We start from the raw sequence: 24,494 nt of genomic DNA, 5'->3' as shown, positions 1-24,494 counted from the left end.
GTCATGGCCACTGCCGAAAACAGCAACGCAACCGAACAACCCCAAGACAACAACCCGCGCAAACGCAAAGTCATGCTGGTCGGCCTCGCGCTGATCGTCATCCTCAGCGTCGTTGGCGTATGGGCCTGGCACGAATTCTACGGGCGCTTCAACGAGAGCACCGACGACGCCTATGTGAACGGCAACGTGGTGGAAATCACCCCGCTGGTCACCGGCACTGTGGTGAGCATCGGCGCCGACGATGGCGACCTGGTCCACGAAGGCCAGGTGCTGGTCAACTTCGACCCGAATGACGCCGCGGTCGGCCTGCAAAGTGCCCAGGCCAATCTGGCGCGTACCGTGCGCCAGGTGCGTGGCTTGTACAGCAACGTCGATGGCATGAAAGCCCAGGTCAATGCGCAGAAAGCCGACGTGCAGACCGCCCAGGACAACTACAACCGGCGTAAAACCCTGGCCCAGGGCGGGGCGATTTCCCTTGAGGAACTGTCCCACGCCCGTGACAGCCTGACCGCCGCCAAGAACGCCCTGACCAACCTTGAGCAGCAACTCAAAACCACCAACGCCTTGGTGGATGACACGGTCATCTCGTCCCATCCGGACGTGCAAGCCGCCGCCGCGCAACTGCGCCAGGCCTACCTGACCAATGCGCGCAGCACCCTGATCGCGCCGGTCACCGGCTATGTGGCCAAGCGCTCCGTGCAACTGGGCCAGCGTGTGCAGCCGGGTACTGCGTTAATGGCAGTGATCCCGCTGAACGAACTGTGGATCGACGCCAACTTCAAGGAAACCCAACTGCGCGACATGCGTATTGGCCAGCCGGTGGACATCGAGTCGGATATCTACGGCAGCGACGTGAAATACAGCGGCACCATCGACAGCCTTGGCGCCGGCACCGGCAGCGCGTTCGCCCTGTTGCCGGCGCAGAACGCCACCGGCAACTGGATCAAGATCGTGCAGCGGGTTCCGGTGCGCATCCATATCAATGCCGAAGAGTTGGCCAAGCACCCACTGCGTGTGGGCTTGAGCACCGTGGTGAATGTGGACCTGCACGACCAGAGCGGCCCGGTGCTGGCGCAACAGCCGCCGCAAAAGGCCTCGTTTACCACCAAAGTGTACGACCGCCAATTGGCCGAAGCCGATGCCATGATCACCCAATTGATCCATGACAACAGCCTCGCCGCGCCCAAGGCTGTGCAACGCTGATGAGCAATAACGCCTCCTTCACGCCGCCCAGCCTGTTGATGGCCACTATTGGCCTGTCGCTGGCGACCTTCATGCAGGTGCTCGACACCACCATCGCCAACGTGGCGTTGCCGACCATTTCCGGCAACCTGGGCGTGAGTTCGGAGCAGGGCACCTGGGTGATCACCTCGTTTGCGGTGAGCAACGCCATCGCCTTGCCGCTCACCGGTTGGTTGAGCCGTCGGTTTGGCGAGGTGAAGCTGTTTCTGTGGGCGACCATCCTGTTTGTGCTGGCTTCGTTCCTGTGCGGGATTTCCACGTCGATGCCCGAGCTGATCGGCTTTCGGGTGCTGCAAGGCCTGGTGGCCGGGCCGTTGTATCCGATGACCCAGACCCTGTTGATTGCGGTCTACCCCCCGGCGAGGCGCGGCATGGCCCTGGCGTTATTGGCGATGGTCACGGTGGTCGCACCGATTGCCGGGCCGATCCTGGGCGGCTGGATCACCGACAGCTACAGCTGGCCGTGGATCTTCTTTATCAACGTTCCCATCGGCATCTTTGCGGTGATGGTGGTGCGTGCGCAGTTGAAGAAACGCCCTGTGGTCACCAGTCATCAACCGATGGATTACGTCGGGTTGTTGAGCTTGATCGTGGGGGTCGGCGCCTTGCAGATCATCCTCGACAAGGGCAATGACCTGGATTGGTTCGAGTCCAACTTCATCATCATCGGTGCGGCGATTTCGGTGATTGCCCTGGCGGTGTTCATCATCTGGGAAATGACCGACAAGCACCCGGTGGTCAACCTGCGGCTGTTTGCCTACCGCAACTTTCGCATCGGCACCATCGTGTTGATCCTCGGTTATGCGGGCTTCTTCGGCATCAACCTGATCCTGCCGCAATGGCTGCAAACCCAGATGGGCTACACCGCCACCTGGGCGGGCCTGGCGGTGGCGCCGATCGGGATCCTGCCGGTGCTGATGTCGCCGTTCGTGGGCAAGTACGCGCACAAGTTCGACCTGCGCCTGCTGGCGGGCCTGGCGTTCCTGGCGATTGGCTTGAGCTGCTTCATGCGCGCCGGCTTCACCAATGAAGTGGACTTCACCCACATCGCCCTGGTGCAGTTGTTCATGGGCATTGGTGTGGCGCTGTTCTTCATGCCGACCTTGAGCATTTTGATGTCCGACCTGCCACCGCACCAGATCGCCGACGGCGCGGGCCTGGCGACCTTCTTGCGCACGTTGGGCGGCAGCTTTGCGGCGTCGCTGACCACCTGGATCTGGATCCGCCGGGCGGACCAGCACCATGCGTACATGAGCGAGAACATGACCACCTATGATGCGGCCACGCGCAACGCGCTGGATGCGTTGGGTGGGGCAGGGCACAAGGCCTATGCGCAACTGGACCAGATTCTCACCAGCCAGGCGTACATGATGTCCACCGTGGATTACTTCACGTTGCTGGGGTGGATGTTCATGGCGCTGATGTTGCTGGTGTGGCTGGCGAAGCCGCCGTTTACGGCGAAGGCGGGGCCGGCTGCTTCGGGTCACTGATCCTGAGAATGTACGGAGATCCAAATGTGGGAGGGGGCTTGCCCCTCCCACAGTTGATTTGTGTTGTCAGGTATTAAGCGCCAGGCAACGCCAGCTGCGGATTGACGAAGTCAAACGCCGCCAACGCAAACCCTTGCTCATCCACCTGCAACGCCCAGCCCTGCTTGTCCCAATCCCCCAGCACAATGCGCTTGGCCGCCTGTTCGCCAATCTGCAGCTTGTGGATCGCCGGGCGGTGGGTGTGGCCGTGGACCAGGGTACGCACGCCGAACTGCTGCATTACTTGCGGCACTTCCTCGGGGGTGACATCGACAATGTCGTTGGCCTTCATGCGTGTTTGCGCACGGCTTTCACTGCGCAGCTTGCGCGCCAGCTTGTGGCGGGTACGCAGGGGCAAGTGGCGCAGGATAAACAGCACAATCGGGTTACGCAGGATGCGCCGCAGCTTCATATAGCCAAGGTCGCGGGTACAGAGGCTGTCGCCGTGCATCAACAGCACGGGCTCGCCGTAGAGCTGCACGACACTCGGGTCCTTGAGCAAGGTAGCGCCTGCCGCTTTACAGAACGCCTTGCCGATCAGGAAATCGCGGTTGCCATGCATGATGAAAATCGGGGTGCCGCTGTCGCTCAGCTCGCGTAGAGCCTCGCAGATGGAACGCTGGAAGGGGGTCATGCCATCGTCGCCAATCCAGGCTTCGAAGAAGTCCCCCAGAATGTACAACGCCTGGGCGCCACGGGCGCGGCCGTGGAGCAGATCCAGAAACGCCCGGGTGATGTCCGGGCGTTCCTCTTCCAGATGCAAGTCTGAAATCAGCAATATCACGCTTCGATGATCTCGGCTTTCTCGACGATCACGTCTTCGGCTGGAACGTCTTGGTGACCGGCTTTGGAGGTGGTCGATACGCCTTTGATCTTGTCGACAACGTCGGTGCCTGCGGTGACTTTACCGAACACGGCGTAGCCCCAACCCTGCACGTTCTTGCCGCTGTGGTTCAGGAAGGCGTTGTCGGCCACGTTGATGAAGAACTGCGCGGAGGCCGAATGCGGCTCCATGGTACGGGCCATGGCGACGGTGTACTTGTCGTTGGAAAGGCCGTTATCCGCTTCGTTCTGGATGCTTGGGCGCTTGTCTTTCTTTTCTTTCATGCCAGGCTCGAAACCGCCGCCCTGGACCATGAAGTTGCCGATGACACGGTGGAAAACGGTGTTGTCGTAGTGGCCGGCCTTCACGTATTCGATGAAGTTGGCGACGGTGATCGGCGCTTTTTCGGCGTTCAGCTCGATGACGATCTCGCCGTGGTTGGTGGTCAGTTTGACTTGAGTCATGTTCACTACTCTTTCAGGAAATTCGTGGGTTTGAGCGCCTGGGCGCCTTACCGGTTTGGCGAAACTGCGGCCAAGGCGCGCAGTTTAGCGTGCCCGGCGGGAATTTCGAGGTGGTTTTTTACCGCCTGTGCAATAAATCCAGCAGTTTTTGAGCGCACTCTGTCAGCAGCTTGACAGCATCAGCTATGATACGGCCTTTGTTTTATCTGGCCCCAACCGGCCACGAACCTGTCTGTTCAAGGATCCTATGAGCAAGCCCACTGTCGACCCTACCTCGAATTCCAAGGCTGGACCTGCCGTCCCGGTCAATTTCCTGCGCCCGATCATCCAGGCGGACCTGGATTCGGGCAAGCACACGCAGATCGTCACCCGTTTCCCGCCAGAGCCCAACGGCTACCTGCACATCGGTCACGCCAAGTCGATCTGTGTGAACTTCGGCCTGGCCCAGGAGTTCGGTGGCGTCACGCACCTGCGTTTCGACGACACCAACCCGGCCAAGGAAGACCAGGAATACATCGACGCCATTGAAAGCGACATCAAGTGGCTGGGCTTCGAATGGTCCGGTGAAGTGCGCTACGCCTCTAAGTATTTCGACCAGTTGTTCGACTGGGCCGTCGAGCTGATCAAGGCCGGCAAGGCCTACGTCGACGACCTGAGCCCGGAGCAGGCCAAGGAATACCGTGGCACCCTGACCGAGCCGGGCAAGAACAGCCCGTTCCGCGACCGTTCGGTGGAAGAGAACCTCGACTGGTTCAACCGCATGCGCGCCGGTGAGTTCGCCGACGGCGCCCGCGTGCTGCGCGCCAAGATCGACATGGCCTCGCCGAACATGAACCTGCGCGACCCGATCATGTACCGCATCCGCCATGCCCACCACCACCAGACCGGTGACAAGTGGTGCATCTACCCCAACTACGACTTCACCCACGGCCAGTCGGATGCCATCGAAGGCATCACCCACTCCATCTGCACCCTGGAGTTCGAAAGCCATCGTCCGCTGTACGAGTGGTTCCTCGACAGCCTGCCGGTACCGGCGCACCCGCGTCAGTACGAATTCAGCCGCCTGAACCTGAACTACACCATCACCAGCAAGCGCAAGCTCAAACAACTGGTCGATGAGAAGCACGTGTTTGGTTGGGATGACCCGCGCATGTCGACCCTGTCGGGCTTCCGCCGTCGCGGTTACACCCCGGCGTCGATCCGCAATTTCTGCGACATGGTCGGCACCAACCGTTCCGACGGCGTGGTCGACTTCGGCATGCTCGAATTCAGCATCCGCCAGGATCTGGACGCGAACGCCCCGCGCGCCATGTGCGTACTGCGTCCGTTGAAAGTCGTGATCACCAACTACCCGGAAGGCCAGGTCGAGAACCTCGAACTGCCGCGTCATCCGCAAAAAGAAGAACTTGGCGTGCGCAAGCTGCCGTTCGCCCGTGAAATCTACATCGACCGCGATGACTTCATGGAAGAGCCGCCAAAAGGCTACAAGCGCCTGGAGCCGAATGGCGAAGTGCGCCTGCGCGGCAGCTATGTGATTCGTGCCGACGAAGCGATCAAGGACGCCGACGGCAACATCGTCGAATTGCGCTGCTCCTACGATCCGGACACCCTGGGCAAGAACCCTGAAGGCCGCAAGGTCAAGGGCGTGGTTCACTGGGTGCCGGCCGCGGCCAGCATCGAGTGCGAAGTGCGCCTGTACGATCGTCTGTTCCGCTCGGCCAACCCTGAGAAGGCCGAAGACAGCGCGAGTTTCCTCGACAACATCAACCCTGACTCCCTGCAAGTACTCACTGGTTGTCGTGCCGAGCCATCGCTTGGCGACGCACAGCCGGAAGACCGTTTCCAGTTCGAGCGCGAAGGTTACTTCTGCGCGGATATCAAGGACTCGAAACCAGGTCATCCGGTATTCAACCGTACCGTGACCTTGCGTGATTCGTGGGGCCAGTGATTCTGTTTAAGGAACTGTCGTGCTAACGATCTACAACACACTCAGCAAGACCAAAGAAGTCTTCAAGCCGCTCGATGGCAACAAGGTGCGCATGTACGTGTGCGGCATGACCGTGTACGACTACTGCCACATCGGCCATGGCCGCAGCATGGTTGCCTTCGACCTGGTGACCCGCTGGTTGCGTTTCAGCGGCTATGACTTGACGTATGTGCGCAACATCACCGACATCGACGACAAGATCATCAACCGCGCCAACGAAAACGGCGAGTCGTTCGACGCGCTGACCGAGCGCATGATCGCCGCGATGCACGAGGATGAGGCGCGCCTCAACATCCTCAAGCCGGACATGGAGCCACGTGCCACGGACCACATCCCTGGCATGCACGCGATGATCCAGACCCTGATCGACAAGGGTTACGCCTACGCCCCAGGCAACGGCGACGTGTACTACCGCGTCGCCAAATTCATGGGCTACGGCAAGCTGTCGCGTAAGAAGATCGAAGACCTGCGCATCGGCGCGCGCATCGAAGTCGACGAAGCCAAGCAGGATCCCCTCGACTTCGTGCTGTGGAAAGCCACCAAGCCCGGCGAGCCGAGCTGGGAATCGCCATGGGGCGCCGGGCGTCCGGGCTGGCACATCGAATGCTCGGTGATGTCCACCTGCTGCCTGGGCGACACTTTCGACATTCATGGCGGCGGCAGCGACCTTGAGTTCCCGCACCACGAAAACGAAATCGCCCAAAGCGAGGCCGCGACCGGCAAGACCTACGCCAACGCCTGGATGCACTGCGGCATGATCCGCATCAATGGCGAGAAGATGTCCAAGTCCTTGAACAACTTCTTCACCATCCGCGACGTGCTGGAAAAGTACCATCCGGAAGTGGTGCGTTACCTGCTGGTGTCCAGCCACTACCGCAGCGCCATCAACTACTCGGAAGACAACCTCAAGGACGCCAAGGGCGCTCTGGAGCGGTTCTACCACGCGCTGAAAGGTCTGCCAGTGGTTGCGCCTGCCGGTGGCGAAGCCTTCGTGGCACGCTTCACTGAAGTCATGAACGACGACTTCGGCACCCCCGAAGCCTGCGCCGTGTTGTTCGAAATGGTGCGCGAGATCAACCGCCTGCGCGAGAGTGATCTCGACGCAGCGGCGGGCCTGGCGGCACGCTTGAAAGAGCTGGCCAGCGTGCTGGGCGTGTTGCAGATGGAAGCCGATGACTTCCTGCAAGCCGGCGCCGAAGGGCGTGTGGATGCGGCGCAAGTGGAGGCGCTGATCCAGGCGCGTCTGGCTGCTCGTGCTGGTAAAGACTGGGCGGAATCCGACCGTATCCGCGACCAACTGACCGCGATGGGTGTGGTGTTGGAAGATGGGAAGGGTGGGACTACTTGGCGGTTGGCTGATCAGATTTGATCGTTGATTGCTGAATGAAAAACGCCCCGACTGGCTCGGGGCGTTTTTTTGTCTGTAATCAGGCATGTGACTTTGAACAACGGTCCTACTCACCAATAATCAAATTCCCTCCAACAAACGGCACTGGTTTTTCGGAAGGATTCAGATAGTGGTTAATTGCTTGATCAGCAGCAGTGTGAAACGCGGTTAAATCAGACGGCGGGTTGGAACTGTCTTTAATCATGACAAAGCGCCTAGAGTATTGGAGTCACCAGCCATCACTGCAAAACGATATTTGGGAGGCAACTGTATGCAGAGGTCGCAGGCTGGGACTCTAGGCACTCGGCATACCCGAAGGGTGGCGAGCCACCAGCCCCGGGGCGCTTACTGAAAACTGGCGTCGATTCTTTCGACCCTTAATTTTATGAATTCTTCGTTTAGCTCAGGGTGATCATAATGTATGCCTTCGTCTTTGAGTAATGTGAAAGTAAGAAAATTATCATCGTGTAGAATTCCATAAAGGAAATAGGCGTAACCACAGTCAATCTTCTCGGTTAAAAGAACGCGTGGTTCAATCTTCGCAATCTCATAGTCTTCAGGAATATTTAATGTCAATTCTACATTATAGGTCCTGCCTACTTCGATGTCGTATGGGCAGTAACTGATAAGGCAATTTACAAGTGTCCCTTCAATAAGCAGTGTAACGTCTTCCTCTACGTGCTCATTGAGCGAAACTACTTGGGCTTTTTTATAGTTATTTGCTGTAAGGTCTGATGATTTTTTCAGTGGGGTCGCCATTTATCATCCTCCAGAAATCTTTCCCGCTTTTGGTATGTAACGTAGTAATGTGGCCATCTGTATTTGTTCCAGCGAATGCGAATTTGGCTTGACCACTTCTATTTGTTCCTATCAATAAGACATATCCAGTCGTTGGTGTGTTTTTGTACGAATAGTGTACGGGTATTCCGTTGCTCACTACGTGCCGTGCGGCGAGTAGATACTCCTTACTGCTCTCGGCGCCGAATTGAGAACCATGCTTCTCATAATGTTCGTCTAATTTTTGCTTGCTGGCAAACTCCGCGGGCCCTGTCGTAGATGGCCTGTGGGGTTCGCCTGTATTTACTTTAGCTTTGTCTACCGGGTCTTCAACTACCCATTGCGGTTTGCACCCAGCGTCTCCTGGGCAATTGCTCAACCCTAATGGATCAACCCACCCCGTAGGGTTAGGCACGTACTGGTACGCGTTGATCCCCCCCGCCAACTTCACCGGGTCCGGCGTCAGATAGCGCCCGATATCCGGATTGTAGTAGCGATGGCGGTTGTAGTGCAGCCCGCTCTCCTGATCAAAGTACTGACCCTGGAAGCGCAGCGGGTTGTCGATTTTACCTTTGTCGAGGCGACTGATCTGGCCGTAGGCGCGGTAGTGCGCGGACCAGACGATTTCGCCGTCTGGGTCGGTGAGTTCCTGTGGCGTGCCGAGGTGGTCGAGTTGGTAGTGGTAGGGCTGGGTGTCGGTTGGACCGAATCCTTCCAGTAGTGCCAACGGGCGGAAGCTGTCGGGTTCGTAAAGGTAGCTGCGGTGGCGATCTGCATGGTGTTCGGCGATCAGCTTGTCGCCTTGCCAGAAAAACTCCGTGGTTAAACCGTCGACAGTCTTGCTGATACGCCGTCCAAACGGATCGTAGCGGTAGCTGGCGGTTTGCCCGTTGGGTTGTGTAACGCCGATCAGGCGGTGCTGGCAGTCATAGCGGTATTCGGTGACCAGTTGGTGGCCTTTGCCTCTGCGTTCACCGATCAGGTTGCCGAAGGCGTCGTAGTCGTAATGCCGGTCGCCCTGGATCATCAGGCGGTTGCCGGCGACGATGTCGGGGCCGGGGCGGTCTTGCATGAGCAGGTTGCCCGCCGGGTTGTGGCCGAAGCGTTCCTGCAGGTCTTGGGAGTGGTCGGCGCGGGTTAGGCGATTCAGCGGGTCGTAGTGGTAGTGGTGTTCGCCTTTGCGGGTGTCGTTGAGGCGGGTGAGGTTGCCGGATTTGTCGTAGTCGTAGTGGCGTTGGAGCAGGTGGTGTTCTTGCTGTGTTACGGCATGGGCGTGCAGGCGCTGTTGGTCGTCGTAGTGGTAGTGGCTGAGCAGTTGGCCTTGTTGGCGCTGGTGTTCCTGGCCTGCTTTGAATAGATGCGATGTTAGGGTTTTACCGTTAAGTTCGATGGTGGCGAGATGACCGCCTTTGGCGTGGTTGAACGCCACACGGTTGTTATCCGGCAGGCGCAGGTGTTGAAGCTGGCCGCAGGCGTCATAGCCATAGCGCAAGGTGCCCCAGCCTTGGTGCTCGGCGGTGAGGCGGTTTTGCGTGTCGTACTCGTAGGCCAGCGCCCAGTGGCCGTCGTCGACGCTGAGGAGATTGCCTTGGCGGTCGTAGGCGTAATCGATTTTGTTGCCGTCGGGCAGGGTTTTTCTTACGAGACGGCCGGCGTGGTCGCGCTCGTAACGAGTCACTAGCTGACTGCCGTCATCGCCGTGTTCAGTTTTTTCCTGCAGGTTGCCGTTGAGGTCATACGCGTAGGCCGTGCGTTGCCCATCAAAACCAACTTCCTGCTGGATCAGGCCGTTGGCGTGGTAAGCCAGCCGGTAGATTTCGCCAACTTCGTTTTCAATCTCGGTCAGCAGTAATCGCACGTTGTCGTAGCGGTACTTGACCTGGCTGCCGTCGGCATTGATACGGCGGCTGATCAGGTGCAGGCCGTCGGCATATTCGTAGCGGGTGACGTGGCCCAGTTCATCGCGTTCGGCGGTGATTTTGCCGTAGGGGTTGTAGCTGTATTCCCTGCACGCGCCGCCGGGCAGTGCGAGGCGAGTCAGCCGACCGACTGCATCCCACTGGTATTGGGTCAGCGCGCCTTGTTCATCCTCGCGGGCAATCTGGCGGCCCAGATCGTCGTAGCGATAGCGCTTGATTCCGCCGTTGGGTAGTTGTTCCTCAATGAGCTGGCCGCGTTCATTCCAGACCAGGCGATGACAGCTGTGGTCCGGATACCAAACTCCCGTCAGCTGCCCGTATTTGTTGTAGCTGTAGTCTGTGGAAGTACCGTCAGGGTCGGTCTTGCGAATGACATCGCCTTGGTCATTGCGCTCATATTTCCAAACCGCCTCACCACGTCTTACAACCCGTACGAAGCCATTGTCATGCTCGTAGGACGTTGGTTCGTCGTCCCCCGGAAACAACGCAACCAGGCGTCCGGCCTCGTCGTACTGATACGCCGTCACCGCGCCCAGCGGGTCCTGCTCAACCGTCAGCCGACCCTTGTCATCGTAGGATTTGAAATGCTCGGCACCGTCCGGATCAATGCGCTGCACCAGCCGTGCGCGGTCATCGTGGACGTACACTTCCTGGCTGCCATCGGCGTTGTGAACGACAACGCTGCCGTCATCCCCCCAGGCATAGCGCGTATCCATCTGCGAAAAACTGGCCCAATGCCGGACACATCGCGCCGCTTTGCCAGACCGTTCCCACGCCCAAAAGAAACTCGCCCCACCGGCCAGGCCGCGCTCAAGAATCACGTGCTGGTCGTCGTAGCGATAAACCTCGCTTTCACCGACGGCATTGGTCGCTGAGACCAGTCGGCCTATGTCGTCGTAGACGTAGGAAACAACGCTGTGCTCTGTGATCCAGACGTAAGGCTCATGTCCCTTAGCCCGCTGAACCTGGTAGTCCACCGCCACAATGCGGCCCGACTCGTAACGCAAAAACAGCGCACAACCGGCACCGTTATCCAGCCGCTCAATGCGCCCTAAAACGTCCCGACTAATCCGCAGCCGGTTGTCATACGCATCACTGATTGAAACCAGCACCCCATCGCGAAAGTGATAAAACCGCGACTCTTGAGCCAACACCAACTCATCCGGAAAATCCCCCAGATAAATCGCCGCTTCAGCCAGGCTATTGGTGATTGCAGGTCGAGCAACTGTCGGCAGTGGAAACTCAGTCGAGCGGTTTTCATGATCCGTCCACACCACCGAATCACCTGACACAACAAGCCGATGCGCCAGCGAATGACTCCAGCCAAACCCCAGCCCGACATCCACCTCCACCGCACTGGTGCGATACAACCGTGTCCACTCAAACGGCAAAATTCCGTCCAACGTGCCATCGGTGAGGGTCAGCAATTCCTCCCCAGTGACCATCGACACCGGACACCCGTTAGTCACGGTCTTATCCGAAGCCGCAGCAGCATCCCCCTTCGGATTCGTCGCCACGGCAGGCGCGTCGTCGACATGTTCCTGGCGAACCAACAGCGTCCGCTGAGTCTTGTTACGAACCGCCGGCACCGCGTTTGAAACCAGACTCTCCCCAGCCTTCAACTGCGCAGCCGGTACCACCTTGATCGGCGTTGCCGCACTGCCCAGCAACAAAGGCTTGAGCGCCTCCGAGTGCGCGTCCAACTTCGGCCCCACGAGGTGATCGGCCAGCAACTCCAACAACGCCCGCGCCCGTTTGGATTTGATGGCGCTCAGCGTCTGCGCACCCAGGCGTAGCGTCACACCCGTCCCGGCCGTCGCCCACATCAGCAGCAGGTTGATCAGCACTTCACCGGTGATCTCGCCCAGTAATTCATACATCTCCGGCGGTGGCAGCAGGCGTATCCAACTGACGATCGCCGAGACATAAATGAACAACAGCGGCTCATCGCTAAGCACCAACAAACCCTTGGCAATCGCGTCGCTACCCAGCTTCAGCAGTTCATCAAGCTCAGCCTGAGAGAGGTACGCCAACAACTTCTGGCTGTTGGCCTTGATATCCGCCAACAGGTCGTACAGCTGGGAAATGTTGTCCCACAGGTTGTAGAGCGCCTTGGCCATCCCGGTGGAAAACGCCACGCCCTGCATCGCGCTGCGTTGCAAAGAGCTGGCGTTGGCAAAGTCCTTCCATTGGGGTTTGAAAGTCGCCGTCCACTCCTCCCGCAGCCGACCCTCTAGCCCCGCAATCACCGACTGATAAGACGCATACAGCGCCTTGACGTGATCCTGGGAAACAGTGGGGTAGAAGGTGATTTGGTACGGCTGATTGCGATCACACTCGGTGATTTCGAGGATGCCGCCGGGGCCGATGGTCCGATGCAGCGGCGCGCCCATCGGGCTGCCATCCGCCGCAATGGCTTGGAGCATCACTGGCGTATTGCCGATAGGCACGAAGCGGGTGCTTTCGAACATATGCACCAGGGTCAGCGAGCCCTGGGCACTGCACATGGCGACGGTTTTACTGGGTGTCTTGGACGAAACCGGCGTGACCAGCTCTACCTCGTCTCCCACCTTGAAGACCTGTTCCACCTCCAGTGCCGAACCGCTCCAGAAGCTTTCGGCCCAGCTATCAAAGGTGTTCAGGCAATTACGGAAGTCACCGAAGACGCGCTCACTATCCGGTGCCTTGGGATCCATGGGGGCCAGGACGAAGCTGGCGATGACGGGAATCAAGAGACAGCCCCGGCAGGCAGGGCCGTAACGAAAAAAACCATCTGCAATCCTTCGCACTGTGTGATCAGGCGAAGGACTTTGCAGAGGTTTTCAGGGAGAAGCTGTAGAGCTTATCCGGCGCTTATGTGGGAGGTTTCGGTAAATCGCGAGACTGCCAAAAACTGGGATTTGACTCCCGCCCGATCCTGTTTTTAGATGTTCGCCACACCCAAACCCACGACAAAAACGGCAGCGACTCAAATGGATTGTATTTTCTGCAGCATTGTCCGCAAAACCTCCCCAGCCCATATTCTGTGGGAGGACGAACATCACATGGCGTTCCTGTCGATTTTCCCCAATACCCCAGGCTTCAGCGTGGTCATCCCCAAGCAGCATTACGGCAGTTATGCCTTTGCGCAGTCGGATGAGGTGCTGGCTGATCTGATCGTGGCCACCAAGAAAACCGCCTTGCTGATCGACCGGGCGTTTCCCGATGTGGCGCGTACGGGGATGATGCTGGAAGGGTATGGGGTTGATCATCTGCATGCGAAGTTGTTTCCCATGCATGGGACTGGGCAGGACAGTGCGTTCAAGCCGTTGAGCTCGAAAGTGGATAAGTTTTTTGAGGCTTATGAAGGCTATATCTCGTCCCACGATCACGTGCGGGCGGATGATGCCGAACTGGCAGAACTGGCCGAGCGAATCAGATCTTTCGCCTAGTACAGTTCCCAATGTGGGAGGGGGCAAGCCCCCTCCCACATTTGGATTGTGTTCTCTTCAGCGCTCAGCGACGGCTGCTGACTTCTGCCGGCACGTCATCCCCAGCCATACGCTTGCGAAACAGCGCCGTACGCGCCAGCAGCAACGTAGTCACCGGCACGGTGATCGCCAACAAGATCGGGATCAGCCAGCCGTGCAACACCGGCGCGGACTTGAGTGCCGAAAAGTAGATAATCGACGCCAGTGCCACGCACCATGCGCCCAATGTGGAGGCGAGTGCCGGTGGGTGCATGCGCTGGAAGAAGTCCTTCATGCGCAGCAGCCCAACGGCGCCAATCAGCGCAAACACACTGCTTAATACCAGCAGCACAGCCACGACGATTTCCATCCATAACGGCATCATTCAATCACCTCCCCACGCAGCAGGAATTTGGCCAGGGCAAACGCGCCGACGAAGCCGAACAGTGCGATCAGCAGCGCCGCTTCAAAGTAGGTGTCACTGGCATACCGAATGCCCAGCACCAGCATCATCAGCATCGCCAGGATGTACAGGTAGTCCAGCGCCAGGACCCGGTCCTGGGCCGATGGGCCTTTGAACAGGCGGATCAGGGTCAGCACCATGGCCAGGGAGAACAGGAACAGGCTGAACAGGATCGCATTGGAGAGCAGGGCGCTCATTCGAAGATCTCCATCAATGGCCGTTCGTAGGCGCTTTTGAAATGTTCGATGAAGGCCGCTTCGTCATCCAGGTCGAAGACGTGCAGCAGCAGGATGCTGCGGTCCAGGGCCAGTTCCGACCAGATGGTGCCGGGCACCACGGTGGTGATCATCGACAGGGCGGCAAGGCCGTTGGCGTCACGCAGGTCCAGGGGGATCTTGATGAAGCGCGAACGCGGTGGGCGTGAGCCGCACGTCAGCACGCCCCAGGCCACTTGCAGGTTGGAGACGATCACATCGCGGCCCACCAGGAAGAACAGGCGGATGATCACACCGGGGCGGCGGATGCGGATCGGCAGCGGACGCAACGGCGCCATCAGCAGCGGGGCAAGCACCCCCAGCGCAGCACCCAGCAGCAGATGACCAGGGCTGACGGACAGGTTCAGCACCAGCCACAGCACCCACAATGCCAGGGACAACCACGGGGCAGGAAACAGGCGCTTCATGGTTGCATCTCCAGGGCGGCCGCTTTGGCTTCAGGGCTGGGCACTGGGCGCGTGGCCATGACCGCCATCACGTAGGCTTCCGGGTTGTTCAGGCTGACAGCGGTGGCCTGGGTGTAGCGCATCAGCGGCTCGGCCTTGAAGGTCAGCAGGATGCTCAGGCCCAGCAGGAAGAAGATCGGCACGCACTCATAGCGACGCAGCAAGGGCGATGGGCGTTCTTCCGGTGTCCAGAAACGCTGGATACCCAGGCGGGCGAACGCGATCAGCGAGGCCAGGCCGGACAGGATCAGCAAGGCCATCAGGCCCCACGCTGCAGGTCGGATCGGGCCTTCCAGGCCGCTGCCCAGGCCAAGTGGATTGACCAGCGCACTCAACAAACTGAGCTTGCCGATAAACCCGGACAGCGGCGGCATGCCGATGATCAGCAGGGCGCAGGCGACAAAGCTCAAGCCCAGGAACGCCATGGTCCACGGAATCACTTGGCCAACCACGGCCTTTTGCTCGTCATCGAGGTTCACACCGGGACGCGGATGCAGGGATTCCATGGCTTTGGGCAACGCATCGATTTCTTCATCCAGCGGCAGGTCATTGGCCGAACGCGAACGCTCGATCAATTCGGCCAGCAGGAACAGCGCACTCAAGGCCAGTGTGGAGCTGACCAGATAAAACAGCGCGCCTGCGGTCAGGCTCGGCTGGGCAAACCCGACCGCCGACAGCAGGATCCCGGCTGACACCAGGATACTCAGGCTGGCCATACGTTCCAGGCGTTGCGCCGCCACCATCGCCAGCGCCGCGCAGACGATAGTCGCCATGCCGCCGTACACCAGCCAGTCGCCACCAAACAGCGCCGAAGCGCCGGCCTGGCCGGAGAACAGCAGCGTCCACAGGCGCAGCACGGTGTACACGCCAACCTTGGTCATGATCGCAAACATCGCCGCCACCGGCGCGCTGGCCGAGGAATAGGCGGGCGCCAGCCAGAAGTTGAGCGGCCACATGCCGGCTTTGGCCAAAAACGCTGTCGCCAGGATTGCCGCACCGGCATGCAGCAGGCCGCGGTCTGCCTCCGGTACCAGCGGGATTTTCAGCGCCAGGTCAGCGAAGTTCAGCGTGCCGGTCACCCCGTAGATCATCGCCGCGCCAATCAGGAACAGCGACGACGCCAGCAGGTTGATTGCGATGTAATGCAGCCCCGCCGACACCCGCGCGCGGCCGGAACCGTGCAGCATCAAACCGTAGGACGCCGCCAGCAGCACCTCGAAGAACACGAACAGGTTGAACAGGTCGGCGGTCAGGAACGCGCCGTACAACCCCATCATCTGCACCTGGAACAACGCATGGAAACTGGTGCCCGCACGGTCCCAGCGGGCCATGGCGAACAGCAGCGCGCTCACGCCGATAATCCCGGTGAGCACCAGCATCAGCGCCGACAGTTGGTCCACCACCAGCACAATGCCGAATGGCACCTGCCAATTGCCCGGCAGGTACACGCCAATCGAACCGGGGCCGCCTTTTTGCGTCCAGTACAGCAGCAACACGGCGACGCCCAGGCCGATCACGCTGGAGAACAGGTTGATCCTGGCTTTGAGCGGGCGGCGCTTCTCGCCGAGCATCAGCATCAGCCCGGCGGTCAGCAGCGGCAGCAGGATTGGCGCGACGATCAGTTGATTGACCCAATTCATTCCTTGGGCTCCCGGCCGTCCACATGGTCCGTGCCGGTCAGGCCACGGGAGGCCAGCAGCACCACCAGGAACAAGGCGGTCATGGCAAAGCTGATCACGATGGCCGTCAGCACCAGGGCCTGTGGCAGCGGGTCGGTGTAGTTGAGCAGGTCTTGCGGCACGCCGTCCTTGATGATCGGCTCTTTGCCGATAAACAGGCTGCCCATGCTGAAAATGAACAGATTGACCCCGTACGACAACAGGCACAGGCCCATCACCACCTGGAACGTCCGTGGCCGCAGGATCAACCAGACGCCGGAGGCCGCCAGGACCCCAATGGCAATTGCGATGACTTCTTCCATCAGGCGGCTCCTTCTGTGGCGGCAACGGCTTTGGCCTGGTTGCTCGGTTTGTGCGCGCGCACCGACTGGTGACCGAGGGCGGTGAGCATCAGCAAGGTCGAGCCCACGACCATGGCGTACACGCCGACGTCAAAGAACAACGCACTGGCGACATGGATATCGCCCAACAGCGGCAGGCTGAAATGCCAGGTGTGAGTGGTGAGGAACGGGTAGCCGACAAACAGCGCGCCGAGCCCGGTGAGCGTGGCGGACAGCAGGCCAAAGCCCATCCAGCGCATCGGCCGCAGGCTCATCTGCGCCTCGACCCACTGTGTACCGGCGACCATGTATTGCAGGATAAACGCCACCGACATCACTAGCCCGGCGACAAACCCGCCGCCCGGTTGGTTGTGGCCGCGCATGAACAGGTAGAACGACACCACCAGCGCAATCGGCAGCAGCAGGCGCACCAGCACCGCCGGCACCATCATGAAGCCCAGGGCGGTGTCGCTGGCCTGGCGCGGGTTGACCAGGTCGGTGGCCACGTCCGGCGCCAGTTGGCGCTGTTGCGCAGGCAGTTGCATGCTTTCCTTGGACGGGCGGAAGCGGCGCAGCAGGGCGTACACCGTCAGCGCCACGGCGCCGAGCACGGTGATTTCGCCAAGGGTGTCGAAGCCACGGAAGTCCACCAACATGACGTTCACCACATTGCTGCCGCCGCCTTCGGGCAGGGCGCGGCTAAGGTAGAAGGAGGAAATATCGTTGGGCGTCTGGCGGGTCAGCATCGCATAGGACAGCAGCGCCATGCCGCCGCCCACTGCGGTGGACAGCAGGAAGTCACGCAGGCGGCGAATGCGCGCCTTGCGCAGCGAGCTTGGCAGTGGCGAGACTTCCTCGATCCGCCGTGGCAGCCAGCGCAGGCCAAGCAGGATCAGCACCGTCGTCACGACCTCGACCACCAGTTGCGTCAGCGCCAGGTCCGGTGCCGAGAACCATACAAACGTCACGCAAGTGACCATGCCGCACACGCTGACCATGGTCAGGGCCGCCAGCCTGTGGTACTTGGCTTGCCAGGCGGCGCCCAGGGCACAGGCAATCGCCAGCAGCCACAGGGTGACGAAGACGATGGAACCCGGAATTTTCGGGCGGTCGCCCCAACTGAGGCCACTGTTGAGCATCGGGATCATGGCGCCGATCACCGCGACGATCACCAACAGGAACAACTGGGTTTGCAGGCGCTTGGTGCTGATGCGTTTTTCGATTTTGCGCACGCCACGCATCATCACCACCAGGCAGCGCTCGAAGCCGCGCTTGCCATTGAAGTAGCCCACCAGCGGCGGGTACTTGAAGCGCCCGCGTTTAAGTTGTTTGCGCAACATCAGGTAGAGCAGCACGCCGCCGGTCATGGCCACCAGGCTCATGATCATCGGCGCGTTCCAGCCGTGCCAGATGGCCAGGCTGTACTCGGGCAGCACACCGCCGACCACCGGCAGTGCGGCAGCCGCAAGGATCGAGCCGACCACCTGGGCCGGGAAAATCCCCACCAGCAGGCAGGTGAACACCAGCAACTCGACCGGGGCACGCATCCAGCGTGGCGGTTCGTGGGGCGTGTGCGGCAGGTCGGTGGCGGGCGGGCCGAAGAACACATCGACGGTAAAGCGCAGCGCATAGGCCACGCTGAAAGTGCCGGCGATGGTCGCGATCACCGGCAGCGCTATTTCCACCCATTTTGTCGCCGAGATAAACACCGTTTCGGCGAAGAACATCTCTTTGGACAGGAAGCCATTGAGCAACGGCACGCCGGCCATGGACGCACTGGCCACCATCGCCAGGGTCGCGGTGAACGGGATCAGCCGCACCAGGCCGCTGAGCTTGCGGATATCCCGCGTGCCGCTTTCGTGGTCGATGATGCCCGCCGCCATGAACAGCGAGGCCTTGAAGGTGGCGTGGTTGAGGATATGGAACACTGCGGCGACGGCGGCCAGCGGGCTGTTGAGCCCCAGCAGCAAGGTGATGAGCCCGAGGTGGCTGATGGTGGAGTAGGCCAACAGGCCCTTGAGGTCGTTCTGGAACATGGCGCAGTAAGCGCCTAGGAGGAGGGTGAGGGCGCCGGCACCGCCGACGATCCAGAACCATTCTTCGCTGCCCGACAGCGCCGGCCACAGGCGGGCCAGCAGGAACACGCCGGCCTTCACCATCGTCGCCGAATGCAGATAGGCCGACACCGGCGTCGGTGCGGCCATGGCGTGGGGCAGCCAGAAGTGGAACGGGAACTGCGCGCTTTTGCTCAGTGCGCCGATCAGCACCAGGGCCAGCATCACCGGGTACAGCGCATGTGCGCGGATCTGATCGCCCGCCGCCAGTACCCGGTCCAGGTCATAGCTGCCGACGATATGCCCCAGCAGCATCACCCCGGCCAGCAGGCACAAGCCGCCCGCGCCGGTGACCATCAGCGCCATGTAGGCGCCGCGTCGGGCATCGGCGCGGTGGTGCCAATAGCCGATCAACAGGAACGAGAACAGGCTGGTCAGTTCCCAGAAGAACACGATCTGGACCAGGTTGCCGGAAATCACCAGCCCGAGCATGGCGCCCATAAAAGCCAGGAAAAACGCGAAGAAGCGCGGCACCGGGTCATCCGGCGACATGTAGTAGCGCGCATACAACGCCACCAGCGAACCGATGCCGAGCACCAGCATCGAGAACAGCCAGGCAAACCCATCCATACGCAAGACGAAGTTCAGGCCGAGGCTGGGCAACCACATGAATTCTTCGCGGATCACGCCACCGTGGGCGATCTGGGGGTAGAGCAGGGCGACTTGAAGAGTGCCGACCAGGGCCACAAGGCCGGCCAACAGGGATTCGGTGTTACGTGCATTGTGCGGCAGCAAGGCCGCCAGACAGCTGCCAATGAATGGCAGAAGCAGTAGAACTATCAGGGACATAGGCTTCTAATCTGCGGGAGTTTGGGATGCATCATACGTGCCGCTTTGTTGATCACCAAACGGCAAGATGTGGCAGGATCCTACAAGATAGGTCGAATATTCCCATTTGGCAGTGTTTCCGACCCTAGCCCTGTTGCTCCTGTTCCCTCGTATCCTGCAGCTCGATGGCTTTTTGCCCTTTTGTCTTCATCTCACTCACAATCACCGCCACCACAATCAACGCCGCCCCCAGCATCGCAATCGGCGGGAAGCGCTCGCCGGCAATCCGCCCGACCACCCCAGCCCACACCGGCTCACCGGCATAGATCAACGTGGCCCGCGTCGGTGAAACGCTCTGTTGCGCCCAGTTCATCGCGACCTGGATCACCGCGCTGGTCAAGCCCAGGCCCACCGCACTGAACAGCAGCAACCACGAGAACCCCGGCAGCGCCTCACCCATCGGCACCACCATCAGGAACGACAGCAGTGACGCCGTGGCCAGTTGCACCACCGTCACCCGGCGTACATCCACTTGACCTGCAAATGCGCTGATCAGGATGATTTCTGCTGCAATCGCAATGGCACCAATCAACGTAGCGATTTCACCGGGGCTGAAATTCAACGAAGCCCCCGCTGGCCCGGTCAACAACATCAACCCGGCAAATGCGAGCATGATGCCAATGCTCGGCATCAACCCAGGACGACGGCCCAGGACCAACCATTGCAACAACGGCACGAACGGCACATACAGCGCGGTGATAAACGCCGACTGGCTGCTCAGGATCGTTTGCAGGCCGATGGTCTGCAAGCCGTAGCCAAACATGATCGCCACACCGATAAACACCCCGGCCTTCAATTCAAACAGGGTCAGGTCGCGCAAGGTGCGCAGCGAGAAGAAGCCCACCACAATGGCCGCCGCCGCAAAGCGCAGGCCCACGAAAAACATCGGGCCGCTCACCGTCATGGCGTGCTGTACCAGCAAAAAGGTGCCGCCCCAGATCATGGTGATAAACACCAGGATGCATTCGGCTTTGCTGAAACGGTTGAAACGCGAAGGGGTTTTGGCGGTGGTCATGGCAGCTCGGTCTTGCACAGGGAAAGGCACGGACCGCACAATGCGCCGCACGCTGGGCAGTATACTGCGCACACCCACCCATTGAGCAATATAGTGCACAAAGAAAATCCACAACGGGCTTCGGTCCTGCAGCACGTCAGCCAGAACGTTCGTCGCCTGCGCCACGCCGCCGACCTGAGCCAGACCGCGCTCTCGGAAAAGTCCGGGGTCAGCCGGCGAATGCTGGTGGCCATCGAGGCCGGGGAGAAGAACGTCAGCCTGTCGACCCTCGACCGTGTGGCCGAAGCGTTGGACGTGGCGTTCAGCGACCTGATCCAGGCGCCGGACGTACGCGATCACAGCCGCATCAACGAACTGGCCTGGGCCGGTGAAATTGCCGGAAGCAAAGCGGTGTTGCTCGCCAAGGCCACGGCTCGCCGCGAGGTTGAGCTGTGGGAGTGGCGCCTTGAACCCGGCGACCGCTATTGCCCGGACCCCGACCTGGAAGGCTGGAGCGAGCAACTGTTTGTGTTCGAGGGCAACCTGACGCTGGTGATCGGCGACCAGGAAAATACCATCGGCGCCGGCGAGTTCTTCATGTTCGCCAGCCACCAGCACCACGTTTATCGCAATGACGGTGACGTGGCCGTGCGCTTTGTGCGCAACGTGGTGATCTAACTGTCTGCCTGGCAACAGTGGATGCACACTTTGCTGGTTTGCAACCGCGCTCAACCCCTGCTTTTCGCGGCAAACTACTGATTTTACTGACGATTAAATTCAGGCACGACTCCTGCAATCACTCCGATATTCCCTCGGAGCCTGGAGTCGGCCCATGTCAGCCCACCCTCAACAACCTGCCCATATCATCCGCTCGGACGCGGAGGCCATCGAGGTCGCCACGCGCCTGGCCGAGCGTTTTGCCGTCGACGCCAGCGTGCGTGACCGCGACCGCCGCTTACCGGTAGCCGAACTCGACGAATTCTCGGCCAGCGGCTTGTGGGGCATCACCGTTCCCAAGGCCTACGGCGGCGCTGGTGTGTCCTATGTGACGGTGGCTGAAGTGATCAAGTTGATCTCCGCCGCCGACCCGTCATTGGGGCAAATCCCGCAGAACCACCTGGGTGTGGTGGACATCCTGCTGCAAACCGCCACCGAGGAACAAAAGCTTCATTACTTCGGCAAGGTGCTGGCGGGTTATCGCTTCGGCAATGCCTTTTCCGAGGCCAAGAGCAAAAACGCCGGCACCTTCGACACCCAGATCCGCTTTCATGGCGACACCGCGCAAATCAACGGCGAGAAGTTCTACTGCACCGGCGCGTTGTTCGCCCATATCGTGCCCACCGTCGGTAATAACGAAAAAGGCCAGGCGTTTATTGGCCTCGTCGAACGCGACGCGCCAGGCCTTACCGTGATCGACAACTGGGACGGCTTCGGCCAACGCACCACCGCCAGCGGCGGCGTGACCCTCGATGGCGTGACCGTGCCCCTGAGCGCGGTGATCCCCGCCCACCTGGCGTTCGACCAGCCCACGGCCGACGGCCCGATTTCGCAGATCATCCAGGCGGCGGTCGACACCGGCATTGCCCTCGGCGCCCTCGAACAGGCCAAGATCTATGCCCGTCAATCGCGACCGTGGATCGACAGCCAGCAGGATCACGGCTGGCAGGACCCGTTCACCATCGCCGCCATTGGCGATCTGGAATGGCGCGTGCACGGCACCGAAGCGATCCTCGCCAAGGCCGGTATTGCCGTGGACCAAGCCCTCGCTGAACCGAATGAAGACACCGTCGCCAACGCCTCGCTGATCGTCGCCCAGGCCAAGGTGCTGTCCGCCGAAACGGCGTTGCTCGCCAGCAGCAAACTCTTCGAACTGGCCGGCACCCGCTCCGTCACCGCCAAGCACAACCTCGACCGCTTCTGGCGCAACGCACGCACCCACACATTGCACGACCCGGCCCGCTGGAAATACCACCTGATCGGCAACTTCGTGCTCAACGGCGTGAAGCCTGCGCGCCACGCCTGGAACTGAGGAACCTGACCCATGACTGCCTTGAATCTCGCACGCCAACTGCTGGACAGCACTCGCCGCCATGTCGAAAAAAGCGACGACCCCTACGTGATCAGCCGCTTCGGCGACTTGCAGATCCGCGTCGACGTGGCCGCTGCCTTGCTTGAACGCGCCGACACCCACCCCAGCCCGGTCGCCGCCACCGAGGCGCAGATCGCCGCCGCCGAAGCACTGATTGCCGCCAGCAACGCCGAATTCGAACTGACCGGTCAACGCACTGCACTGCCGTCGACCGTCGATGACCCGCTGCGCTGGAAATACCAAGTCGTCGGCAACTACCACCTCAACGGAGTGCTGTGATGGCCCGTGAAATTCGTTTGAACGCCTTCGACATGAACTGTGTCGGCCACCAATCTCCCGGCCTGTGGGCGCACCCGCGTGACCGTTCGTGGCAGTACAAGGACCTGGAATACTGGACCGACCTGGCGAAAATCCTCGAACGCGGCAAGTTCGACGGGCTGTTTATCGCCGATGTGCTGGGCATCTACGACGTGTACAACGGCAACGGCGACGCGGCGATTCGCCAGGCCACCCAAGTGCCGGTCAACGACCCGTTGTCGCTGATCGCACCAATGGCGTTGGTCACCGAGCACCTGGGGTTTGGTCTGACCGCTTCGTTGTCCTTCGAGCATCCGTATCCGTTCGCCCGTCGTCTGTCGACGCTTGATCACCTGACCAAGGGCCGCATCGGCTGGAACATCGTCACCTCGTACCTGGAAAGCGGCGCCAAGAACCTCGGCCAGAAAGCCCAGACCGAACACGACGCGCGCTACGACTACGCCGAGGAATACCTGCAGGTTTGCTACAAACTCTGGGAAGGCAGTTGGGAAGAGGACGCGGTCCTGCGTGACCGCGAACGGCGGGTTTTCAGCGACCCGAGCAAAATCCACGAGATCCGCCACGTCGGCAAACACTTCCAGGTGCCCGGCATTCACCTGTGCGAGCCATCGCCGCAGCGCACGCCGGTGCTGTACCAGGCTGGCGCGTCCAGCCGTGGCAAGCAGTTCGCCGCCGAGCAGGCCGAATGTGTGTTCGTCGCTGCGCCGTCCAAGGTGCTGCTGAAAAAGACCGTGGCCGACATCCGCCGTCGTGCCGCCGAGGCTGGGCGTGATCCGAAGAAAATCCTGATCTTCAACTTGCAGACGGTGATCGTCGACGAAACCGACGCCAAGGCTAAAGCCAAGTTTGACGAGTACAAATCCTACGTCAGCTACGAAGGCGCCATGGCGCTGATCTCCGGCTGGACCGGCATCGACTTCAGCCAGTTCAAACCGGACGAACCGCTCAAACACGTGCACACCAATGCGATTCAATCGGCGGTGGAAGCGTTTTCCACGGCGGACCCGAACAAGGTCTGGACGCCCAACGAGCTGGCCGATTGGGTCGGTATCGGCGGCTTTGGCCCACTGTTCGTCGGCGGCCCGGAGACCGTGGCGGACCTGTTGCAAGAGTGGGTCGAAGAGACTGATGTGGACGGCTTCAACCTGGCCTATGCGCTGACCCATGAAACCTTTGTCGACGCCGTGGAATGGCTTGTTCCCGAGTTGCAGAAGCGTGGCGTGTACAAGACCGAATACGCCCAGGGCACGTTGCGTGAGAAGTTGTTTGGCGACGGCGCGCGACTGGGCGCCAACCATCCAGGTACCAGCTACCGCGATCTAACGACCTTGCACAGTTCCAAATATTCCAGCCAGCGGACCACCGCACGCCCACCTCCCCAATAGGAGCAA

21 protein-coding genes are annotated in these 24,494 nt (G+C 60.4%); 9 read left to right on the top strand and 12 right to left on the bottom strand.

Annotated elements, in window-relative coordinates; translation table 11 throughout:
• The first annotated feature begins 3 nt into the window (after positions 1 to 3).
• Together DNK50_RS19900 and DNK50_RS19895 are read left to right on the top strand one after the other, a co-directional pair.
• Positions 4 to 1,203: an efflux RND transporter periplasmic adaptor subunit gene (locus tag DNK50_RS19900; RefSeq protein WP_112195974.1), complete on the top strand. Its 1,200-nt coding sequence runs from the start codon at positions 4 to 6 to the stop codon at positions 1,201 to 1,203.
• Positions 1,203 to 2,732: a DHA2 family efflux MFS transporter permease subunit gene (locus tag DNK50_RS19895; RefSeq protein WP_099586693.1), complete on the top strand. Its 1,530-nt coding sequence runs from the start codon at positions 1,203 to 1,205 to the stop codon at positions 2,730 to 2,732. The genes DNK50_RS19900 and DNK50_RS19895 overlap by 1 nt, the downstream gene beginning before the upstream one ends.
• 73 nt (positions 2,733 to 2,805) lie before the next feature.
• Here DNK50_RS19895 and lpxH read toward each other — a convergent pair whose 3' ends face one another.
• Entirely contained in the window at positions 2,806 to 3,555 is a 750-nt protein-coding gene (gene lpxH, locus DNK50_RS19890; RefSeq protein ID WP_112195972.1) for a UDP-2,3-diacylglucosamine diphosphatase, read from the bottom strand.
• Positions 3,552 to 4,058 carry a peptidylprolyl isomerase gene (locus tag DNK50_RS19885; RefSeq protein ID WP_112195970.1) on the bottom strand — a complete coding sequence of 169 codons (507 nt, stop codon included), beginning with the start codon at positions 4,056 to 4,058 and terminating at the stop codon, positions 3,552 to 3,554. Before DNK50_RS19885 ends, lpxH begins: the two co-directional genes overlap by 4 nt.
• A 247-nt stretch (positions 4,059 to 4,305) precedes the next feature.
• On the opposite strand from DNK50_RS19885, the gene DNK50_RS19880 reads away from it, so the two are divergent.
• Positions 4,306 to 6,006, top strand: a complete 1,701-nt coding sequence (locus DNK50_RS19880) for a glutamine--tRNA ligase/YqeY domain fusion protein (RefSeq protein WP_112195968.1) — start codon at positions 4,306 to 4,308, stop codon at positions 6,004 to 6,006.
• Positions 6,007 to 6,025: 19 nt separating this feature from the next.
• A complete protein-coding gene (cysS, locus tag DNK50_RS19875; RefSeq protein WP_112195966.1) occupies positions 6,026 to 7,414 on the top strand; it encodes a cysteine--tRNA ligase in 1,389 nt (462 codons plus the stop codon).
• 85 nt (positions 7,415 to 7,499) lie between these two features.
• Here cysS and DNK50_RS28835 read toward each other — a convergent pair whose 3' ends face one another.
• The 3 genes from DNK50_RS28835 to DNK50_RS19865 form a co-directional block, all read right to left on the bottom strand.
• Positions 7,500 to 7,637: a hypothetical protein gene (locus DNK50_RS28835; RefSeq protein ID WP_158235067.1), complete on the bottom strand. Its 138-nt coding sequence runs from the start codon at positions 7,635 to 7,637 to the stop codon at positions 7,500 to 7,502.
• 140 nt (positions 7,638 to 7,777) lie between these two features.
• Positions 7,778 to 8,191, bottom strand: a complete 414-nt coding sequence (locus DNK50_RS19870) for a hypothetical protein (protein WP_112195964.1) — start codon at positions 8,189 to 8,191, stop codon at positions 7,778 to 7,780.
• Positions 8,148 to 12,860 (bottom strand): RHS repeat domain-containing protein, encoded by a 4,713-nt coding sequence (locus DNK50_RS19865; RefSeq protein WP_112195962.1) that lies wholly within the window; start codon positions 12,858 to 12,860, stop codon positions 8,148 to 8,150. Before DNK50_RS19865 ends, DNK50_RS19870 begins: the two co-directional genes overlap by 44 nt.
• A 240-nt stretch (positions 12,861 to 13,100) precedes the next feature.
• Between DNK50_RS19865 and DNK50_RS19860 the strand changes: the two genes are divergently transcribed.
• Positions 13,101 to 13,559: an HIT family protein gene (locus tag DNK50_RS19860; RefSeq protein WP_112195960.1), complete on the top strand. Its 459-nt coding sequence runs from the start codon at positions 13,101 to 13,103 to the stop codon at positions 13,557 to 13,559.
• Positions 13,560 to 13,623: 64 nt separating this feature from the next.
• On the opposite strand, the gene DNK50_RS19855 is transcribed toward DNK50_RS19860, so the two are convergent.
• From DNK50_RS19855 to DNK50_RS19825, 7 genes are all read right to left on the bottom strand, one after another.
• Complete coding sequence (locus DNK50_RS19855) at positions 13,624 to 13,962, bottom strand: Na+/H+ antiporter subunit G (protein ID WP_112195958.1); 339 nt, start codon at positions 13,960 to 13,962, stop codon at positions 13,624 to 13,626.
• Positions 13,959 to 14,237: a K+/H+ antiporter subunit F gene (locus tag DNK50_RS19850; RefSeq protein WP_112195956.1), complete on the bottom strand. Its 279-nt coding sequence runs from the start codon at positions 14,235 to 14,237 to the stop codon at positions 13,959 to 13,961. Before DNK50_RS19850 ends, DNK50_RS19855 begins: the two co-directional genes overlap by 4 nt.
• Positions 14,234 to 14,722 (bottom strand): Na+/H+ antiporter subunit E, encoded by a 489-nt coding sequence (locus tag DNK50_RS19845; protein WP_099583262.1) that lies wholly within the window; start codon positions 14,720 to 14,722, stop codon positions 14,234 to 14,236. The genes DNK50_RS19850 and DNK50_RS19845 overlap by 4 nt, the downstream gene beginning before the upstream one ends.
• Entirely contained in the window at positions 14,719 to 16,401 is a 1,683-nt protein-coding gene (locus tag DNK50_RS19840; protein ID WP_112195954.1) for a monovalent cation/H+ antiporter subunit D, read from the bottom strand. Before DNK50_RS19840 ends, DNK50_RS19845 begins: the two co-directional genes overlap by 4 nt.
• Positions 16,398 to 16,742, bottom strand: coding sequence for a Na+/H+ antiporter subunit C (locus DNK50_RS19835; protein WP_003192163.1), 345 nt, complete (start codon positions 16,740 to 16,742; stop codon positions 16,398 to 16,400). The genes DNK50_RS19840 and DNK50_RS19835 overlap by 4 nt, the downstream gene beginning before the upstream one ends.
• On the bottom strand, positions 16,742 to 19,663 hold the full coding sequence (locus tag DNK50_RS19830) for a monovalent cation/H+ antiporter subunit A (protein ID WP_099583264.1): 2,922 nt from the start codon (positions 19,661 to 19,663) through the stop codon (positions 16,742 to 16,744). The genes DNK50_RS19835 and DNK50_RS19830 overlap by 1 nt, the downstream gene beginning before the upstream one ends.
• A gap of 124 nt (positions 19,664 to 19,787) precedes the next feature.
• Entirely contained in the window at positions 19,788 to 20,717 is a 930-nt protein-coding gene (locus tag DNK50_RS19825; protein ID WP_112195952.1) for a DMT family transporter, read from the bottom strand.
• Between the two features lie 93 nt (positions 20,718 to 20,810).
• On the opposite strand from DNK50_RS19825, the gene DNK50_RS19820 reads away from it, so the two are divergent.
• The 4 genes from DNK50_RS19820 to DNK50_RS19805 all read left to right on the top strand — a co-directional run bounded on the left by DNK50_RS19820 (position 20,811) and on the right by DNK50_RS19805 (position 24,488).
• Positions 20,811 to 21,374 (top strand): helix-turn-helix domain-containing protein, encoded by a 564-nt coding sequence (locus DNK50_RS19820; RefSeq protein WP_112195950.1) that lies wholly within the window; start codon positions 20,811 to 20,813, stop codon positions 21,372 to 21,374.
• 154 nt (positions 21,375 to 21,528) lie between these two features.
• The gene (locus DNK50_RS19815; RefSeq protein WP_112195948.1) at positions 21,529 to 22,725 is read left to right on the top strand and encodes an SfnB family sulfur acquisition oxidoreductase; all 1,197 of its coding nucleotides are present in this window, start codon (positions 21,529 to 21,531) and stop codon (positions 22,723 to 22,725) included.
• 12 nt (positions 22,726 to 22,737) lie between these two features.
• Complete coding sequence (locus DNK50_RS19810; protein ID WP_112195946.1) at positions 22,738 to 23,064, top strand: acyl-CoA dehydrogenase; 327 nt, start codon at positions 22,738 to 22,740, stop codon at positions 23,062 to 23,064.
• On the top strand, positions 23,064 to 24,488 hold the full coding sequence (locus DNK50_RS19805; RefSeq protein ID WP_112195944.1) for an LLM class flavin-dependent oxidoreductase: 1,425 nt from the start codon (positions 23,064 to 23,066) through the stop codon (positions 24,486 to 24,488). The genes DNK50_RS19810 and DNK50_RS19805 overlap by 1 nt, the downstream gene beginning before the upstream one ends.
• The last annotated feature ends 6 nt before the right edge of the window (positions 24,489 to 24,494 follow it).

The sequence above is a fragment of the Pseudomonas sp. LG1E9 genome, from assembly GCF_003290225.1.
Lineage (GTDB): Bacteria > Pseudomonadota > Gammaproteobacteria > Pseudomonadales > Pseudomonadaceae > Aquipseudomonas > Aquipseudomonas cyclaminis.
The sequence above is the reverse complement of the archived record's forward strand: the minus strand, read 5'-3'. Positions and strand labels throughout refer to the sequence as shown.

Excerpts from the sequence above, each read along its gene's own strand:
- DNK50_RS19900 (WP_112195974.1), top strand. The coding sequence starts at position 4 with ATGGCCACTGCCGAAAACAGCAACGCAACCGAACAACCCCAAGACAAC.
- DNK50_RS19895 (WP_099586693.1), top strand. The coding sequence starts at position 1,203 with ATGAGCAATAACGCCTCCTTCACGCCGCCCAGCCTGTTGATGGCCACT.
- DNK50_RS19885 (WP_112195970.1), bottom strand. The coding sequence starts at position 4,058 with ATGACTCAAGTCAAACTGACCACCAACCACGGCGAGATCGTCATCGAG.
- DNK50_RS19880 (WP_112195968.1), top strand. The coding sequence starts at position 4,306 with ATGAGCAAGCCCACTGTCGACCCTACCTCGAATTCCAAGGCTGGACCT.
- DNK50_RS28835 (WP_158235067.1), bottom strand. The coding sequence starts at position 7,637 with ATGATTAAAGACAGTTCCAACCCGCCGTCTGATTTAACCGCGTTTCAC.
- DNK50_RS19870 (WP_112195964.1), bottom strand. The coding sequence starts at position 8,191 with ATGGCGACCCCACTGAAAAAATCATCAGACCTTACAGCAAATAACTAT.
- DNK50_RS19860 (WP_112195960.1), top strand. The coding sequence starts at position 13,101 with ATGGATTGTATTTTCTGCAGCATTGTCCGCAAAACCTCCCCAGCCCAT.
- DNK50_RS19855 (WP_112195958.1), bottom strand. The coding sequence starts at position 13,962 with ATGATGCCGTTATGGATGGAAATCGTCGTGGCTGTGCTGCTGGTATTA.
- DNK50_RS19850 (WP_112195956.1), bottom strand. The coding sequence starts at position 14,237 with ATGAGCGCCCTGCTCTCCAATGCGATCCTGTTCAGCCTGTTCCTGTTC.
- DNK50_RS19845 (WP_099583262.1), bottom strand. The coding sequence starts at position 14,722 with ATGAAGCGCCTGTTTCCTGCCCCGTGGTTGTCCCTGGCATTGTGGGTG.
- DNK50_RS19840 (WP_112195954.1), bottom strand. The coding sequence starts at position 16,401 with ATGAATTGGGTCAATCAACTGATCGTCGCGCCAATCCTGCTGCCGCTG.
- DNK50_RS19835 (WP_003192163.1), bottom strand. The coding sequence starts at position 16,742 with ATGGAAGAAGTCATCGCAATTGCCATTGGGGTCCTGGCGGCCTCCGGC.
- DNK50_RS19830 (WP_099583264.1), bottom strand. The coding sequence starts at position 19,663 with ATGTCCCTGATAGTTCTACTGCTTCTGCCATTCATTGGCAGCTGTCTG.
- DNK50_RS19825 (WP_112195952.1), bottom strand. The coding sequence starts at position 20,717 with ATGACCACCGCCAAAACCCCTTCGCGTTTCAACCGTTTCAGCAAAGCC.
- DNK50_RS19815 (WP_112195948.1), top strand. The coding sequence starts at position 21,529 with ATGTCAGCCCACCCTCAACAACCTGCCCATATCATCCGCTCGGACGCG.
- DNK50_RS19810 (WP_112195946.1), top strand. The coding sequence starts at position 22,738 with ATGACTGCCTTGAATCTCGCACGCCAACTGCTGGACAGCACTCGCCGC.
- DNK50_RS19805 (WP_112195944.1), top strand. The coding sequence starts at position 23,064 with ATGGCCCGTGAAATTCGTTTGAACGCCTTCGACATGAACTGTGTCGGC.